Annotated in this window: 17 protein-coding genes; 13 read left to right on the forward strand and 4 right to left on the reverse strand. The window is 33.5% G+C overall.

The features are described from left to right. Positions 1-316 precede the first annotated feature (316 nt). The 6 genes from fusA to SD1D_RS03180 all read left to right on the forward strand — a co-directional run bounded on the left by fusA (position 317) and on the right by SD1D_RS03180 (position 8,610). The gene (fusA, locus tag SD1D_RS03155; protein ID WP_058257576.1) at positions 317-2,401 is read left to right on the forward strand and encodes an elongation factor G; all 2,085 of its coding nucleotides are present in this window, start codon (positions 317-319) and stop codon (positions 2,399-2,401) included. A 112-nt stretch (positions 2,402-2,513) separates the two neighbouring features. After that, on the forward strand, positions 2,514-3,908 hold the full coding sequence (locus SD1D_RS03160; RefSeq protein WP_058257577.1) for an NCS2 family permease: 1,395 nt from the start codon (positions 2,514-2,516) through the stop codon (positions 3,906-3,908). A 173-nt stretch (positions 3,909-4,081) separates the two neighbouring features. After that, the gene (locus tag SD1D_RS03165) at positions 4,082-5,377 is read left to right on the forward strand and encodes a uracil-xanthine permease family protein (RefSeq protein ID WP_058257578.1); all 1,296 of its coding nucleotides are present in this window, start codon (positions 4,082-4,084) and stop codon (positions 5,375-5,377) included. A 255-nt stretch (positions 5,378-5,632) separates the two neighbouring features. Next, entirely contained in the window at positions 5,633-7,417 is a 1,785-nt protein-coding gene (locus SD1D_RS03170; protein WP_058257579.1) for a DUF4153 domain-containing protein, read from the forward strand. 39 nt (positions 7,418-7,456) lie between these two features. Continuing rightward, on the forward strand, positions 7,457-8,143 hold the full coding sequence (locus SD1D_RS03175) for a peptidylprolyl isomerase (RefSeq protein WP_087758742.1): 687 nt from the start codon (positions 7,457-7,459) through the stop codon (positions 8,141-8,143). Between the two features lie 32 nt (positions 8,144-8,175). Beyond that, positions 8,176-8,610, forward strand: coding sequence for an RrF2 family transcriptional regulator (locus SD1D_RS03180; protein WP_058257580.1), 435 nt, complete (start codon positions 8,176-8,178; stop codon positions 8,608-8,610). 84 nt (positions 8,611-8,694) lie between these two features. Here the strand turns inward: SD1D_RS03180 and SD1D_RS03185 are convergent, their stop codons facing one another. After that, positions 8,695-8,889, reverse strand: a complete 195-nt coding sequence (locus tag SD1D_RS03185; protein ID WP_058257581.1) for a hypothetical protein — start codon at positions 8,887-8,889, stop codon at positions 8,695-8,697. A 442-nt stretch (positions 8,890-9,331) separates the two neighbouring features. Between SD1D_RS03185 and SD1D_RS12805 the strand changes: the two genes are divergently transcribed. Continuing rightward, positions 9,332-10,432, forward strand: a complete 1,101-nt coding sequence (locus SD1D_RS12805) for a CAP domain-containing protein (protein ID WP_058257582.1) — start codon at positions 9,332-9,334, stop codon at positions 10,430-10,432. A gap of 95 nt (positions 10,433-10,527) precedes the next feature. On the opposite strand, the gene SD1D_RS03195 is transcribed toward SD1D_RS12805, so the two are convergent. The 3 genes from SD1D_RS03195 to SD1D_RS03205 all read right to left on the reverse strand — a co-directional run bounded on the left by SD1D_RS03195 (position 10,528) and on the right by SD1D_RS03205 (position 12,868). Further along, positions 10,528-11,070, reverse strand: a complete 543-nt coding sequence (locus SD1D_RS03195; RefSeq protein WP_058257583.1) for a rubrerythrin family protein — start codon at positions 11,068-11,070, stop codon at positions 10,528-10,530. A 68-nt stretch (positions 11,071-11,138) separates the two neighbouring features. Then, positions 11,139-11,951, reverse strand: coding sequence for a DUF2935 domain-containing protein (locus SD1D_RS03200; protein WP_058257584.1), 813 nt, complete (start codon positions 11,949-11,951; stop codon positions 11,139-11,141). Positions 11,952-11,998: 47 nt separating this feature from the next. After that, the gene (locus tag SD1D_RS03205; protein ID WP_058257585.1) at positions 11,999-12,868 is read right to left on the reverse strand and encodes a YitT family protein; all 870 of its coding nucleotides are present in this window, start codon (positions 12,866-12,868) and stop codon (positions 11,999-12,001) included. Between the two features lie 220 nt (positions 12,869-13,088). On the opposite strand from SD1D_RS03205, the gene SD1D_RS03215 reads away from it, so the two are divergent. The 6 genes from SD1D_RS03215 to SD1D_RS03240 all read left to right on the forward strand — a co-directional run bounded on the left by SD1D_RS03215 (position 13,089) and on the right by SD1D_RS03240 (position 18,616). After that, positions 13,089-13,973, forward strand: a complete 885-nt coding sequence (locus SD1D_RS03215; protein ID WP_058257587.1) for a hypothetical protein — start codon at positions 13,089-13,091, stop codon at positions 13,971-13,973. 136 nt (positions 13,974-14,109) lie between these two features. Continuing rightward, positions 14,110-14,970: a GNAT family N-acetyltransferase gene (locus SD1D_RS03220; RefSeq protein WP_058257588.1), complete on the forward strand. Its 861-nt coding sequence runs from the start codon at positions 14,110-14,112 to the stop codon at positions 14,968-14,970. A gap of 213 nt (positions 14,971-15,183) precedes the next feature. Further along, on the forward strand, positions 15,184-15,861 hold the full coding sequence (locus SD1D_RS03225) for a response regulator transcription factor (RefSeq protein ID WP_058257589.1): 678 nt from the start codon (positions 15,184-15,186) through the stop codon (positions 15,859-15,861). Further along, positions 15,858-17,360: a sensor histidine kinase gene (locus SD1D_RS03230; protein ID WP_058257590.1), complete on the forward strand. Its 1,503-nt coding sequence runs from the start codon at positions 15,858-15,860 to the stop codon at positions 17,358-17,360. The genes SD1D_RS03225 and SD1D_RS03230 overlap by 4 nt, the downstream gene beginning before the upstream one ends. Positions 17,361-17,476: 116 nt before the next feature. Next, positions 17,477-18,196: a hypothetical protein gene (locus SD1D_RS03235; protein WP_058257591.1), complete on the forward strand. Its 720-nt coding sequence runs from the start codon at positions 17,477-17,479 to the stop codon at positions 18,194-18,196. A 42-nt stretch (positions 18,197-18,238) separates the two neighbouring features. Further along, positions 18,239-18,616 (forward strand): PH domain-containing protein, encoded by a 378-nt coding sequence (locus SD1D_RS03240; protein WP_058257592.1) that lies wholly within the window; start codon positions 18,239-18,241, stop codon positions 18,614-18,616. Position 18,617 lies beyond the last annotated feature (1 nt).

Genomic DNA, 18,617 nt, shown 5'->3' on the forward strand with positions numbered 1-18,617 from the left:
AAAAAACTCCTTTAACTATATATTCTATATATTAAGCAATCTAAGATTCTTTAAACATAATAGAATCCAATAATTTTTTTAATCTTAGGGGAATTATACTCTTAATCAAACTCTCTGTCAATACTCTGATTGTTTAAAGCGTTACGGTTTAAAGTGCAAAACTATATATTTACAATATAATTGTTAAATATTCCGTAAAACTATTGTAATCACAGGGTTTATTTAGTAAAATAAACTAAGAGGTATAATTGGGTAACAACATATTGACTTGTTATTACTCTACTACTTACTAAATAATGTAATGGAGGAATATGGTATGAATGTTTATGGTTCAGAAAAGATACGTAATGTTGTTTTGCTAGGCCACGGAAGCTGTGGCAAGACTACTTTAGTCGAAGCCATGGCTTACTCAACTGGAATTCTTAAACGTCAAGGCAAGGTTGAAGAGGGGAATACAATCAGTGACTACGACAAAGAAGAACAGAAAAGACTATTCTCCATAAGCACTACAGTAGTACCTATTGAATATGAAGATACAAAAATCAACTTTTTAGACACACCGGGATATTTTGATTTTATAGGAGAGGTAGAGGAAGCATTAGCAGTTGCTGATGCCGCTGTTATTGTTGTGTCAGCTAAGTCCGGTGTAGAAGTAGGAACAATAAAGGCATGGGAGTTCTGTGAAAAGTACAATCTGCCTAGAATGTTCTTTGTTACTGATATGGATGTAGACAATGCTAGTTTTAGAGAAGTAGTAGAGAATTTAAGTGAATTGTATGGCAAGAAGATTGCCCCTTTCCATGTACCTATTAGAGAAAATGAAAAATTCGTTGGATTTGTCAATGTTGTAAAGATGGCAGGTAGAAGATTTACAACAGGAAGTAATTATGAGGAATGTGAGATTCCTGATTATACTATGGAAAATCTTTCGAAGTTTAGAGAAACCCTGCTGGAATCTGTTGCGGAAACCAGTGAAGAATTGCTGGATAAGTATTTTAGTGGTGAAGAATTTACCCAGCAAGAGATTTCTCAGGCGCTTCGAGCTAATGTTATAGATGGCTCTGTTGTCCCTGTACTAATGGGTTCAGGCCTTAATGCCCAAGGCACAACCATGCTTTTACAGGCAATTGTTAAGTATTTCCCCGACCCTACAAAGCTTACGATATCAGGCAAAAATGTAAAGACCGGTGAAAGCTTTGAAGGTAATTATGATTCTTCAAAACCATTTTCAGCAAGGGTATTTAAGACTATTGTCGATCCCTTTATCGGTAAATTTTCCTTATTTAAAGTCTGCTCAGGTGTTCTTAAGACTAATACTCCCTTATACAATGTGAATAAAGATATTGAAGAAAAGGTTAATAAACTATATATCTTACGTGGAAAAGAACAAATAGAAGTAAATGAAATCCATGCCGGTGACATAGGTGCCCTGGCTAAACTGTCAGAAACAGCCACAGGAGACTCCCTGGCTACTAAGGCAGATCCTATTGAGTATGATCCTATTGAGGTATCAGAACCTTATACTTATATCCGTTATAGGACCAAGAATAAGGGAGATGATGATAAAGTATCCCAAGCTTTGGCAAAACTTACAGATGAAGATCTTACCTTAAAAGTAGTAAATGATAAGGAAAATAGGCAGACCCTTCTTTATGGAATTGGTGATCAACATCTAGATGTAGCAGTAAGCAAACTTTTATCTAAATATAAGGTTGATGTTGAAGTTTTGAAGCCTAGAGTACCTTATAGAGAGACTATACGTAAGAAGGTCAGTGTTCGCGGTAAACATAAAAAGCAATCCGGCGGACATGGTCAATACGGTGACGTTTTGATGGAATTTGAACCTTCAGGAGATTTAGAAAAAGAATATATCTTTGAAGAAAAAATATTTGGCGGTGCTGTACCTAAGAACTATTTCCCTGCTGTTGAAAAAGGCTTGCAGGAGAGTGTTCTTAAGGGACCTTTGGCAGGCTATCCGGTAGTAGGCATTAAAGCAACCTTAGTAGACGGATCTTACCATCCTGTAGACTCTTCAGAAATGGCCTTTAAGCTGGCAACAATATTAGCCTTTAAGCAGGGATTTATGGAAGCTTCCCCTGTTCTTTTAGAGCCTATTGTATCTTTAAAGGTTCTTGTGCCGGACAAATTCACCGGTGATGTTATGGGTGATTTAAATAAGAGAAGGGGTCGTGTATTAGGTATGAATCCTGTTGACGGTAAACAGGAAATTTTGGCAGACATACCTTTAGCTGAACTACATGGATATTCTACGGATTTACGTTCTATGACCGGTGGTTTTGGGGAATTTTCATATGAGTTTGCTAGGTATGAGCAAGCTCCATCCGATGTACAACAAAAAGTAATTGAGGAGAATATTAAAGAGGAACAAAGTGAATCCTAATAAATAAGATTAAAATATCTAATAAGTAGATATCTTGTATGATTTAGTAACATTTGATACAATTATTCCGTGATAAATAATCTATTTATTAGGAATTTACTGGAGGAAGCATATGTTAGAAAGAATGTTCAAGTTGGAAGAAAACAAAACCAATGTTAAAACAGAAGTGATGGCAGGAATTACGACATTTATGACTATGGCTTACATTCTTGCTGTAAACCCAAGTACCATGACAGCTTTTAATGATATTTTAGGACTTGAGGGCTCTGCTAGAATGAACCCCAATGGAGTATTTATGGCAACAGCCATATCGTCATTTATTGCTACTTTATTAATGGCCTTTTTAGCAAACTATCCTTTTGCCTTAGCTCCCGGTATGGGACTAAATGCATATTTTGCTTATACGGTAGTTATAAAAATGGGTTATTCCTGGCAGGTTGCCTTAACAGCAGTATTTATTGAAGGATTAATTTTTATACTCTTATCTTTAACTAAAGTTCGTGAAGCAATTTTTAGTTCGATTCCGATGACCTTAAAGCTTGCGGTTAGTGCTGGTATAGGTTTATTCATAGCTTTTTTAGGTTTACAGAACGCGGGAATTGTTGAGGACAATGCAGCCACACTAGTTCAATTTCATGCTTTTAATGGAGAAGGAGTAACACGAACTGAAAATGTAAGTGTTATACTTGCGATTATCGGTGTATTAATAACTGCAATACTGTTAATTAAAAAGGTAAAGGGCGGTATTTTATTTGGAATTCTTGCAACTTGGATTCTTGGTATCATATGCCAACTTTCAGGACTTTATATTGTTGATCCGGCTGCCGGATATTATTCCTTACTTCCTGATTTTTCCGGAGGCTTTCAACTATCTGCTCTAGCTGATGTGGCATTTAAATTGGATTTTTCCAATATTTTATCTCTAGACTTTTTTGTAGTTGTATTTGCCTTTCTCTTTGTTGACCTATTCGATACATTAGGAACCTTAATTGGTGTTGCTTCTAAATCGAATATGTTAGATAAAGATGGCAATTTGCCACGTATAAAAGGTGCTCTAATGGCTGATGCAGTAGGAACAACTGCAGGTGCTTTACTTGGAACATCTACAGTAACAACCTATGTAGAAAGTGCTACCGGTGTATCTGAAGGTGGAAGAACAGGACTTACATCCTTTGTTGTAGCAATATTATTCGGTCTTTCCATTTTCTTATCACCTGTTTTCTTGGCAATTCCCAGTTTTGCCACAGCACCGGCTCTTATTATTGTAGGTTTCTACATGATAAGTTCTATACTAAAAATTGACTTTGATGATATGTCAGAAGCAATTCCGGCATTTATATGTCTCATAGCTATGCCTTTTACCTATAGTATATCTGAGGGAATCGCCTTTGGTATTATTTCATACGTAGTAATCAACTTGATTACCGGTAAGGTAAAAGAGAAAAAAATCAGTGTTGTCATGTATATATTAGCAATAGCATTTATACTAAAATATATATTTATGTAAATGTTTAAGAAGATTTTATTGTTGTTTTTAATGATGCCTCATAAATAACATGGGGCATCATTTTTAAAGAAAATTATTTTAAAATTTACTATTGATTTATTAATGCAAATACTGTATCATATACAAGGTTAAAATTTAAAATTATACAAAACATAAAATTAAAGGAGAAAGATATGGGAGAGAAATCACTACACAAAAAAATCATACTTGGTCTTCAGCATGTATTAGCCATGTTTGGTGCAACGGTATTAGTGCCCGCATTGACAGGGCTTGATACTTCAATTACACTATTTTGTGCAGGGACAGGAACCTTGTTATTTCATTTAATAACAAAAAATAAGGTTCCTGTTTTTTTGGGCTCAAGTTTTGCATTTATGGTTGGAATAACAGCTGTTATAGGTGATTCTAGGATAGGTGATCCTGATTTTTTGCCTAAACTTGCAGCTGTAAAGGGCGGATTGATTGTTGCGGGTCTTATATATGCAATCTTTTCAATAATAATTAAGCTAGTTGGTTATGAAAAGGTCAATAAGCTATTACCTCCTATTGTAACTGGACCGATTATAATTGTAATAGGATTAAGATTAAGTGCTACTGCAATTAACAGTGCATTTTATCTACAAAATGATGCTGGTGAAATGGTATTTAGCTTAAAAGCAGTATTAATAACAGTCATTGTTCTTGCAACTTGCATTGGAATATCTGTATTTGCAAAGGGAATATATAATTTAATGCCAATTCTTTTTGCTATCATTATTGGATATTTGGTATGTATACCATTAGGACTTGTTAACTTGGATCCGGTTAAAAATGCAGAATTTTTCTCCTTAATGGATTCAAATATTAAATCACAGTTATTTTTACTTCCTAAATTTAATCTGGATGCAATACTTGCAATTGCCCCAATTTCCTTAGTTACATTAATTGAGCATGTAGGAGATATAACTACCAACAGTGCTGTTTGTGGTAAGAACTTCATGGATGATCCGGGAGTTCATAGAACTCTTATGGGTGATGGATTGGCAACTGCCTGGGCCGGTTTACTTGGTGGACCTGCAAATACAACTTATAGTGAAAATACCGGTGTACTGGCTGTTACACAGAATTATGATCCGGCTGTTATCCGTATAGCGGCCTGTATTGCAATAGTAATGGGCTTGATTGGGAAGTTTGGGGGTTTTGTAACCAGTATTCCTTCACCGGTAACCGGAGGCATAAGTATTGTCTTGTATGGTATGATTTCTTCTGTCGGTGTTAGAATTTTGATTAATTCCAGACTTAACTTTGGTAATAGTAGAAACCTTATGATTGCAGCGATTATTTTTGTATTAGGAATCGGTTGTGATAGTATACCGATTACAGATACAGTAAGTGTATCAGGACTTGCTCTTGCTGCTGTTGCAGGTATAGTTTTAGCAATTTTACTTCCTGTAGGTAAAGATGATGTTTTACAAATAGATAATAATTAACACTTTAGATTTTAATTGATTTGCAATTAAGAAAATAACCATCTCATAACACTACCGATAAATTTACCAAAATTAAAAGGGGTTTATGAGATGGTTTTTATTTATCTTGGCACTATTTTACTGATATGTTATAATATTTAGGATATTATAAGATTAGTTGTAACAACTTATTTAGAACATTGAAAGTCCCCTAGTATTTTAAAAGTAGAACAGGGTGTCAGACTTGACACTACTTATAAAAAAGGAGATTCTTATATGAAGAAAAGAGATAAGATTTTAACAACCCTCCAGGGCCTTACTTCGACAGTTAAACGTTATCCGGTTTCTATAATATTGTTTTTATGTTCGGCTATATTAACCTCATGTTACATTAATAACAATAAGTTAACTAATTTTTCAGAGTTTTTAATTTCATTTTTGCTTGGTGCAACTATATATATGCTATTGCAGATGATTTATGAGCGCTTTTTCTCGGGAACAAAAATTAGACTTGTTTTTTGTGCTGTAGCAATTCTTGCAGCAACTATATATTATTTGGTCCTGGTGTATGTACTAAAAGCATTTAATCCTGAAACAGTTATAAGAACTATGGTAATCTTTTTTATATTAATTATTGGATTTATATGGATACCGTCTATAAAGTCCAAAATTGGATTTAGTGAAAGCTTTATGGCTGTATTTAAGGCATTCTTTATAGTTGCTTTTTATGCCGGTGTATTATATTTAGGTGCGGCCCTAGTACTTATGGCAACTAATAATTTGATTGTCGAGGTAGATAGTAAAGCATATTTCCATGTGGGCAGTATAATAGCTTTTATATATGCCCCCATACATTTTCTTTCCCTAATACCCATATATCCTGGATTTTCAGAAAATGATAATTTGGATAAAGTTGATGGGGAAACAGACAGTGATTTAGAAGAACTGAAACCTTCTAAATTTTTAAATGGGCTGATTTCATATATTGTAATCCCTATTACCACTATATTTACTGCCATACTTTTATTATATATCCTTCTTAATATTACCGGAGACTTTTGGAAAGACAATTTAATGGAACCTTTACTGGTATCATATTCTATTACAGTAATAACAGTGTATTTGTTAGCTTCTGTAATAGACAGCAAAGCCACAAAATATTTTAGAATGGTCTTTCCTAAAGTTTTAATTCCTGTGGTTTTATTTCAGACGGTTTCAAGCATATTAAAAATCGGAGAACTGGGTATTACTAGCGGCAGATATTATGTGATAATGTTTGGTATCTTTGCCACAGTATCTGCAGTAATTTTTAGCATTTTGCCAAATAAAAAGAACAATATTATTGCCCCCATACTAATTATTCTTTCTATAATTTCCATACTTCCCCCGGTGGATGCTTTTACAATCAGCAAAGGAAATCAGATTAACCGTTTGCATAAGGTTTTAATAAAAAATGAAATGCTTGAAGATGATATGATAATTCCTAAGGCTGACCTTTCTAATGAGGATAAAGAGGTTATTAGAGATACTATCCGTTATTTAGATGATATGGATTATATAGAGGATATAAACTGGCTTCAGTCCTATAATGAAACAGAGGATTTTGAGAAAACCTTTGGCTTTTATCAATATGAATGGACAATAAAGAAATACGAAACATACAATCTATACCTGCCGGAGAAGACAGGTATTGATGTGTCCTTGTATGACTTTTTTATAGCAGCTAATTTAGATTGGAATAATCAAGATACAAACTTATTAGCTGAGCCATGGGGAGATAAGGGATATTTCTTGATATTAGAGAATACAAAGGATAATAGTGATCTTGTTTTAATGAACAATACAGAAGATGAGTTACTTAGGTACTCCTTAAATCAAATTTTTGCTAAGATTAAGGATAGGCAGGAGCGTAGTGGAATTTTATCCCCCAATGAATCGGAATTTAGAATTGAAAATGACAATGCAATAGTTTCTATTATCACAAGAAATATCACATGGGAGATTTGGGAAGATAGGGAATATAAAAATATCGATGCCTATATAATGGTGAAGATTAAATAAGCTTTAATATAATATTTGAGATATTAAGGAGCACTGATTATGAAGAAAACATATTTGATATTCTTATTAATTATTTCAATATTTTCTATGAGCAGCTGTGGGAAAAAGGAAAGTAGTAGTTCTCAATTTTCAGAACCTGAATTAGGAGAAACAGTTGCCGAAATAGTAATTAAAGATCATGGTTCAATATTTGTTAAGTTTTTTAAAGAGGAAGCACCAAAAGCTGTGGAAAATTTTATAACCCATGCAAAGGAAGGCTATTATGATGGTCTGACATTTCATAGAATAATTGAAGATTTTATGATACAAGGTGGAGATCCTTTAGGTACAGGTACCGGTGGAGAAAGTATATGGGGCGAAAATTTTGAGGACGAGTTTTCAAAAAATCTACACCCATATAGGGGAGCCCTTTGTATGGCCAATGCAGGTCCTAATACCAATGGCAGTCAATTTTTTATTGTACAGTCAAAAGAAACCTACGATGATCAAACACTTAATCAGATATCGGAAAAATATGGAATGAAATTTGATAAGCAGGCTAGAAAAAACTATGGAGAAGTTGGAGGTACTCCATGGCTATTTGAATATCACACAGTATTTGGTCAGGTTTATGATGGTTATGATGTCTTGGATTCGGTAGCAGGAGTAGAAAAAATTGATGAATATAATGGTGTTCCTGCCGAACCTGTAATAATCGAGACAATACGAGTGTTTGAATACGAATAAAAAAGATTAAGTTTTGGAAGGGGAATTGCATAATGAAGGTGTCAACAAAGGGTAGATATGGCCTACGTGCAATGATAGATTTGGCACTGTATTCAAAAAATGAATTGGTACCCTTAATTAGTATTGCCCAAAGGCAAGATATATCTAAAAGTTACTTAGAGCAGGTGTTTTCTGCTTTGCGAAAAGCAGGATTAGTTAAAAGTATAAAGGGAGCTCAGGGAGGTTATGAGTTAGCAAAGGATGCAAAAGAAATAACCGTGGGAATGATTCTAAGAGCACTAGAAGGTGATTTATCCGTAGTTCCAATGGAGGATGAAGTTGTAAGCAACCGGATAGAAAGCTATATCAGAGATAATATTTGGAATGAGATTGATGAAAGAGTTTTTTCTTTTATAGATGGGCTTACATTAAAGGATATTACTGAGAGTTATTTACAAAAGGATTCTACTCCCATGTATTATATTTAGTGTAATCAAATTTAAGTAATAATCAGTATATAGAAAAAAGAAGGATAAGTTGATATAAAGACTTATCCTTTTTTAATTCTCTACTTATTTAATCTCTCTTGCAGGCATTTCATCAGGTATAGAAGGGGTTGCTGTAGCCGGGGTAGTAGGTACTATCTCCGGAGCAATAATCTTGCTTGTATCATTATCTATATTCTTTCCGGTATGAACAGAGTCACTATTATTTTTTTCTCCGGTTCTTTTTGTAGGGGTTGCCTTACTATCATGGAATCTATCCATTAGCTTTCTCCTTTCTTTAGTTCAAAAGTTGTAAAAAGATATGTTATTAGTTTAAGTAAAAAAACGATAATTATACCAAAATTATATTGACAAAATAGTTATAATATGGTAAAAATAACAGTAAAGTTAATAAATATGTAATAAATATTTAAAAACAATGAAATAAACTTCTTGATACATCTTAAGTGATTTATGCTCTTACCCCTTGCAAGAAGCAGGTTTTACCATATCCTATAAAACACTTAAAATGGGCAGTAAAAGCAAAAATTCAATGGAGTAACAAGGAAAAAATACATGAAATTTATAGAAATTGCAGAAGTTAAAAAGCACCTGTTTATACCGTTAATTGGAAGATAGGACAGTATTTAACTGTTGAAGCCATTGTTCTACTGTGGTAGTCTTAAGGGGCAGCAAGACAGACACCACACAGGAGGTAAAAATAATGAAAAAGATAATAGTAACTTTATGTTCAATGGCACTGTCACTTGCAGGTTCATTCGGTATTAATCAGATTGTAAACAATGATGAAGCAATCCTAGATAGACATATAGATCAAGTTCAAATAGAAGAAGAAGCCGAAGTTGTAGAAGATATTACAAATCTACCTGCGGATGAGATAAAGAAAGAAAATCACCAGAATATAAAAGATAATGCTTCTGAAGTAGAAAAGGATGCCCCTACAAAGAAAGATACTAAGGAAGATAAAAAAGCTTTAAATACAAAGGATAATAATGTCACTACAAAGACCAAGAAAGCAGAAAATGATTCTAACAGTAAGTCTGAAACTAATAATGCTGCAAAGAAACAGGAAACTTCCAAAACAACTGATACTACAAGTACTAATAAAGCTACAGAATCTGTCAAGCAGAGTAGTAACAGCAAAAATATTGATAAAAAGTATATATATAAGAATATAGATTTATCTAATTGCAAATCTGTTGATGATGTAGTAGAAGTATTACAGCAAAATGGATATAGTAATGTCAATATTAATAATATTGACAACCTAGATTCCTTAGAAGATATTTTATCATTATTAGGAAAGCAAGAAGGTAAGACAAGTAAGACTCCTTCTAATACGACTCCTACAAGGACTCCGTCACCAACTCCAAAGGAGAAGGCACCTAGCACTACCCCTAAGAATACTTCTAACCCTACAAATACTTCTAATAACAGCTATGCAGATGAAGTATTAAGACTGGTTAATATTGAGCGAGCAAATGCAGGACTATCTGCTCTAAGCACCAATTCCAGCTTAACAGCAGCGGCTAACAAACGTGCAGAAGAAACTAAGGCATCATTTTCACATACCAGACCTAACGGTTCAAAATTCTCAACTGTTTTACAGGAATATGGAGTTTCATATAGGACAGCAGGTGAAAATATAGCATACGGCCAGCGTTCTCCACAGGAAGTTGTAAGTGCATGGATGAATTCTCCAGGACATAGGGCTAATATTTTAAACGGTAATTTTAATAAAATTGGTATAGGGGTATATCAGTCTGGAGGGGTTATATACTGGACACAGTTATTTACCAACTAAGTAGCAAATAGGAAATAATAAATTTTATATGATAAAATTGGAGGCAGCTATTGTTTATCTGCCTCCAATTTGTACATAAATGACTTGATAAGTTATTAGATAGGTTCGGTACCATATAATCTGTAATATCCTTGAGGGAATCCGCATACGGGACAGATTTCAGGAGCACAAAGACCGTTCATAATATTACCACACTGCATGCAAATCCAAAGCTGTGCCTGTGGTTTGCAAAAAACCTCCCCTCTTACAACATCGGAATACTGTGTTTCTAATTGAAGTCCATGGTTAAGGTCAATATTTGCAATACCATTAAATAGGTTGGCTATATCATTATATCCTTCTTCACTGGCAATATTGGCATACTCTCTGTAAAGTTGGTTTCCCTTATAGTTTTCCACGTTTGCAGAGGTAGAAAGGGTATCGGCAGTAGTTGGAAGGCTACCTTCATTTAATCGCCGTAACCATATTATTGCATGTTCCTTATTATTTCGTTGGAATATATCATAAATATTGCCTATTTGCCTATAGCCTTCCTGTCTGGCAATATCGCCATATATGGAATATAAAGTACTTTGCATAAGTTCCATTTCATAAGCATTTTGTAGATTGGCATATGTTCTGCTTTGTTGAAACTCCATTACTACTCCTTTAAAGATAGTCAGTTTATATATCTTATGTATATATAAATTTGGATATGTAATATCTTTTATCCTTCAACCCTAGGGCTTGTTGGGTCGCAATCCGGCCGTTTTGTAAGCCCTGCAGATTGGGATAATTTCCATAAATAATAACATTCCTCCCTAGCCATATGGTCCGCCATTAAAGGAAAGAGGGTGCCAAGTATCTGGCCGTTTATCCTTTGGTCACGAAGTTCCACTAAGAAATCTTTAAAGGAAATGATTGAATTTTCCACCTCTTTATTAAGCTGACTTAAGGCAGAGAAATTATTTAACTGTGTTCTCAGGTACCCATGTATCATGGTGGCTTTTAGATATAGATCCATAAATTGAGCTTCATAGCAAATACTTTTATTAATCATATCCCTTTCTATTAGGTCTAAATTAGAAGTGACAGTAGCACTATGGCCTATGGCATCTAGTAACCATAATAGGTGATAATGAATAGGATGGAATAGTATTTCTTTATTCATTTGAATGGAATATAGAAGTGTAAGGTAATCTTCCAATTCATTTAACATATCATTAATAAAGGAAGATGTTAGATGGATTTTAATTTTAAAGCTGAGGGTTTGTGAAAGAAGTAGAAGTTTAAAATCACGAAATTGAAGAGTAAGTTGATATGCCTGTCTATTTATAATATCAAGTTCTTCTGTATTAAGGGGATTATTTATTTGTTCTAGTAGCTGGTCATAGTTTACGATAAAATCCTGTGACCTTTGAAGATATTCTACTTCATTGGGGGCCAATGAGAAAAAAATAAATCTTGCATGGTCCCCCATTATTTGCAACCAAAACCGATTTTCCGTCAAGTTTGTATCAAAAGTATTGATGCCCTCCATATAAACCTCCGGTAATTTTATACATTCTATATATATGCGGCATATGCTTATGATAATCCACGGAAACCTCGGCCTATAATTTCGCTGGTGTTTGTAATAAGTAAAAATGCTTCAGGATCTGTTTCCTTTATAAATGTTCTTAATTGTACAGCCTGGGCACGACTCATAACAGTTAATATGATTTTTTTATCTTGATCTGTAAAAGCACCTTTAGCATCAAATACAGTGGCACTGCGATTAAGTTTATTGGTTATAAAGGTACAGATTGGTTTTGGATTTCTACATATTATAGTGAAATATTTATTTAAATTTAGATTCTCGATTACTACATCTACTAAGGTTGATTTAAAAAGTAAACCTAAGATAGATAAAAAACCGGTAGTTAAATCAAATACAAAGAAAGTAGCTATTGTTAGGAAAAAATCAGTGATTAAAAGGGCACGGCCTATATCTATATTAGTGTATTTTTTTAGCAACATTGCTAATACATCCGTACCTCCCGTGGAGGAACCAATATTAAAGAGAATTGCCGCTCCTACGGCAGGAAGAATCACAGCAAAAAATAGTTCAAGCATAGGCTCATTAGTTAATGGAGCCTCAAGAGGAATTATTATTTCAAGAAGCTTTAAAGATATGGACAAGAGAAGGCTGCCATATACAGTTTTATTACCAAAGCTTTTGCCTATAAAGACATAAGCAAAAATTAACAATATTATATTAAGGACCAATACGATACTTCCTGAGCTGATACTGTTATTAAAAAGATTGCTTAGGATAATGGCAATACCGGTGACACCGCCAATAGAAAAATTATTGGGGAATTTAAAAAAATATACCCCTACTACCACCAGTAATACTCCTAAGGTGATTATACAATAGTCTTTAATCTTGTTTTTTATTGTGTTTTTATCTTCCACTTAAGGTCTTCCTCCGCTTTAATATATTGTAAGATGTATAAAAATTATGATATTAATAAAAGGAAATGTCAAGCTAATAAACTGCAAATTAGTAATAATGGGAACTGTTTTAGTGGTAGCACCGTCTAATCTATGTAGTATAAGAGAATATATCCATATTGTATATACAAAGGTTATATCAATAAAGGTTTTAGGGTAGTTAATAAAAATGGAGGTACACATGATAAGAAAAAAATTCATAAAAACATTTGCACTGTTTATATGTATGTCAGCTATATTTTCCGTAAAAGCTTATGGACAATCTGGGGAAGGAATAGAACCAACTCCTATTGAAATTGTAAGTGATAAGGACAGTGCTTTGTATGAGAAACAAAGAGAGATTAATCAGTATTTATTTATAGAACATGCCAATGAACTAGAAGAGAAGGGCATTATAGTTATCTATACCGGAATAGCTGATAATTATGTTGAAGTAGGTATTACCCCTTATAGCGAAGAAAATGCTAAGTTTTTATATCAGATATTTGGTGATGATATGGTTAAGGTAGTGGATAGTGAAGAGCCAGTCCTTCTTGAGGAAACAAAGGAAGCCCCTGATATGGTAGATGAATCTTCAGATAATAATGCAGTAGATACGGCAGTATCTAATAAATCATCAACCGGTAATACAGTATCTAGTGATAAAGAATCTAAGAATTCAAAATCTGATAATACAGCAGCTCCTAAAATGGATATAGGTGAAGAGACACCGGTTGTAGATAGTGATATTGATAAAATTATAAAGGAAAGAGAGCTTATGGCTGAGCCTGAAGCTGAAGATAAAGAAGAGTTATCTGTACAAATAGAATCTATTAATACTAGTAATGAACCTGAACTTGGTACAACTGATAAAGAAGAGTCTATAGAGCTAGATGTAGGGGCAGATATTGCCTATACGGATGATCTGGTTTTGGATACAGACCTTATGCAAGAAATAGCCCATAATAATAACAGAGAAAGCAAAAAGAAGGATACATCACTTCCTATTATTATAGGGGTAAGTGTAGGCGGCATTTTATTAGTAGGAGGAACTGTTTTTGTAGTTTTTAAGAAGAAAACTCCCTAGTATTTTGATTTATGGTATTTACAAAATATGGACGAAGATAGTATAATGGATAAAGGTACAAGTTTTGGTTTAAAATGCAAAAGATGGGTAAAATTATAATATGGGATATATGACCACATAGAAAGAAGGAAGTAAAATGATAGTTAAGGTATATAAAAATGCCGAGACATATTTATTAGATAATGAAGCTATTCTTTTAGAAGAGGAGGCTGCCAGCCAACTGGTACTTTATGATGCTTACCAAAGTCGGCAGAATACAAAGGAGAATAAAGGATTATTCGGTGTGGTTATGGATGAGGAACAGGTGATTTTGCATTTTAGTAATATGCCATCAAATAATATGGCTGTCTATATCCAAAATGAGAATAAAGATATAAGAGAAGCGGCCATGGTTTTGGCAGATTATATGGCAGAAAACCAAATACAACTGGAAGGTTTAAGTGCAAAATATGAGATATGTGAGGCTTTTATAGATCAATATAGAAAAAATGTCAAGTGTACCTTTGCAGAAAGAATGGCAACTGACATAATGGAAATCAGACAGATACATGATATTAAACTTGCAGAAGGTAAGACTAGACTGGCAATACCTAGTGAAGTGAAATTTATTACTGACTGGATGGTACAATTCCAGATTGAGGCACTGGCTAAAGAAATTGACTATGAATCTGCCCTGATTAAAGTTACAAAATTAATAGATAACAATAGGCTTTATGTATTTGAGGATCCTTATGAAACGATTGTATCAATGGCTTCTGCCACCAGAAAGTTGGTTCATGGGGTTGCAATTAGTTATGTATATACTCCGGAGGAATATAGGGGCATGGGTTATGCCGCAGCTAATATATATAATATAAGTAAAAAGTATTTGGATGAGGGCAATGAATTTTGTACCCTGTTTGTAGACAAGAAAAATATGCTTTCTAAACGGGCCTATGAGAAGGTGGGATACTATATAATAGATGAAATTTATGAATACAAATTACTTCAGGCATAACCTTAAGGTTTTCTGAAGTATTACATAAAAAGGGTTTTTCAAATGTCTTATAGTACATTTGAAGACCCTTTTTCATTGATTTAAAAAGTTTAGGATAGTAAAATAAAAATATAATTCACAATTTTATCATAGATATTTGATACTCTAAAGCTAGGTTTCGTAAATATCGGTATAATGAAATATCAGTATATACAAAATTAATGGAGGTGCCAAATGGAAAAACTAAAGATATTAGTTGTCGACGATGAAAGCAGAATGAGAAAGCTGGTTAAGGACTTTTTGGTACGTAATAATTTTGAAGTGATAGAGGCTGAAGATGGTGAGCAGGCCCTAGATATATTCTATTCAAATAAGGGTATTGCATTAATAATTTTGGATATTATGATGCCAAAGATTGACGGATGGCAGGTATGTAGGGAAATAAGGCAGTATTCAGATGTTCCTATTATTATGCTTACTGCTAAGGGGGATGAAAAAGATGAACTTTTAGGTTTTGAACTTGGTGTGGATGAATATATATCAAAACCCTTTAGTCCAAAAGTTTTGGTAGCCAGAGTAGAGGCGGTGCTTCGTAGGACTGCCGGTATCGATGAAGAAATCATAGAAGTTGGAGGCATTGTTCTTGACAAAGCAGCCCATCAGTTAAAAATAGATAATGTGCCTATTGATCTAAGCTTTAAGGAATTTGAACTGTTAACCTATTTTGTTATGAATAAAGGGGTAGCCCTTTCTAGAGAAAAAATTCTTAATAATGTCTGGAATTATGATTATTTTGGCGATGCAAGAACCATAGATACCCATGTTAAAAAATTAAGAAGTAAGATGGGAGATAAGGGTAAATATATAAAAACTATTTGGGGACTTGGATACAAATTTGAGGTGGATGAATGAGACGTTCAATAAGATTTAAGCTGGCATCATTACTGGCAGCTTTAATAGCATTTACAATCTTTATTACATGGTTTATTAATCATACTTTTTTGGCAGATTATTACCTTAATTTTAAGGTGGCCCGCATAGCAGAAGTTTTTTATAAGGTTCAACATATATATGAAGAAAGTCAAGAAGAATTATTTTTATCTGAAGAGGACACCTTGAAGATGGAAAGGCTATCCTCTAGTTTTAATGTAAATATTTATGTTCTTATGCCCTTTGCGGGAAGATCCTTGTCTAGTTACCCCAAGCCTCAGGATTTTGGTGAAAGAGAAGAATTACAGATACAATTATTAATACGAAACTATATGAGTGGAGATATGAGCCAAGGGGATAAAACAGTTATCGGGGAAAATGAAAATTTTGTAATATACAGGCTTTACGATGACCACTTAGATGCCAATTATATAGATTTAGTTGGCATTTTAGAGGGAAGTAAGGTTGTGTTTTTACGATCTAATTTTGAAAGTATTCAGGAAAGTGTTGCTTTGTCAAATCAATTTCTAGGTTATATCGGTCTAATAGCAGTTGTTATTGGCATAATTGCTATGCTTATGATAAGTAGAAAGTTTACCAAACCTATTCTTGAGATGGCTCATATTGCAAAGCGAATGTCAGAGTTGGATTTTGATGCAAAATATCATGTTAGGGAAAACGATGAGATTGGGGTCCTTGGTACTAGTCTTAATACCCTGTCAGATAAACTTCAGGAAACCATATTGGAACTTAAAAGAGCAAATAATGAGTTGCAGATTGATATTCAGAAGAAAACTGAAATTGATGAGATGCGTAAGGAATTTTTGTCTAATGTGTCCCATGAATTAAAAACTCCCATATCTTTAATTCAAGGATATGCTGAGGGTTTAGTTGAAAATGTCAATGAGGATGAAGAAAATAGGAACTTCTATTGCGAAGTTATTATAGATGAAGCAAATAAAATGAATCAAATGGTTAAAAAGCTATTAACTTTAAATGAGTTGGAATTTGGCAGTAATCAAGTGAATTTTGAAAGGTTTGATATAGTTCAGTTAATTAATTCTGTACTGTGGTCCACGGAAATTCTATTTAAACAAAAACAAGTAACCTTACATTTTGACGAAAAAGAACCGATATATGTATGGGCAGATGAGTATTTGATAGAGCAGGTAGTAACTAATTATATTAATAATGCACTTAATCATGTTGACGGCAAAAAGATTATAGAGATAAAACTAATACCTAGGGATAATGTCCTAAGGGTTGCTGTATTTAATACCGGTAATAGGATACCGGATGATGAATTAGATAAGATATGGGTTAAATTCTATAAGGTTGATAAGGCAAGGACAAGAAAATACGGTGGCAGCGGTATCGGTTTATCAATTGTTAAGGCAATTATGAATTCCCATAATAAAGAGTGTGGTGTAGTTAATCATTCCAAGGGAGTGGAGTTTTGGTTTGAGCTTGATATGACTTAAGCCTTATATTAAATAATCTTTTGTTTTTATTGCCGAAAATTAGTTTTAATGCTATGATATTTATAGCATAAGATTTTTTATATATATTAAGTTACCATTGAATGGAGGCTGTACAAATGAGACGGCTTTTAGTAATATTTATTTCTGTTTTGGCTCTTTTATTTACGGGATGTATGAAAGAATACCCTTTAACAGAGGAAGAGACGGATATTGTGGCGGAATATATGGCCGGTCTATTACTTGCCAAGGATAAGAACTATTCTCTTTCCTTGCTTAGTTATGACGAAGTAAAGGAACTAAGCAATCAAGCCACAACAAATACAAAAGAAGAGCCTATAGAAGAAACAGATAAAGATAATGTCATAGATAATAAAGATAATGTCTTAGATAACGAGAGTGAAATTAATTCTTTAGATAAAACTAATAGCTTATCTGAAGTTATAGGAAATAAAAATTTTGAAATTCAATTTACCGGCTATAAGTTAGCCGATACATATCCGGAAGATGAGACGAATCGTGTGTTTTCGATTGATCCGAGAAAAGGTAATCAGCTACTTATAGTAAATTTCACTCTTGAAAATTTAAATAATAAAGATATGACCATTGATCTTAGTAAAGAAAAGATACAATATCAGTTAAAAATAAACGGGGAGAATATATATAAGCCCCTGTTAGTTCTGTTAGAAAATAATCTTCAATATATTAATATGAAGATAGCTGCAAATTCAAAGATACCGACCGTCTTGATATTTGAGCTAGAAAAGGATACTGATTTATCAAAAATTAGTCTCTTGGTTTCAAATAATTCTAAAAGTAAAGAAATTGAATTTAAATAAGGATATATTAAAAAAACATGTTATGTTCAAAGGGGTATTATCATGGTATATGTAGAGAGGAAACGAACAAAATTCTTAGGTCTGCCATTAAGCTATACTAAGTATACAATATCAGAGGAAAAGTTGACGATTACATCAGGGTTCTTAAGTATCACTGAAGATGATGCATTTATGTATAAGATACAGGATGTTCGCCTGACCAGAAGTTTTATGGAACGAATTTTTAAGCTTGGCACCATTACCTGCTATACCGGAGATACGACACATCCTAAACTAGTATTAGAACATATTAAACGATCCCAAGTTATAAAGGATTTTATTATGCGTTCATCAGAAGAGGCAAGAAGAAAAAGGAGAGCTCTTCGAGCAATGGAGATGAAACGTGAAGTTGATGAATTAGAGAAAGAGGAAACAGTATAAA

This window comes from Herbinix luporum (assembly GCF_900070325.1).
Taxonomy (GTDB): domain Bacteria; phylum Bacillota; class Clostridia; order Lachnospirales; family Lachnospiraceae; genus Mobilitalea; species Mobilitalea luporum.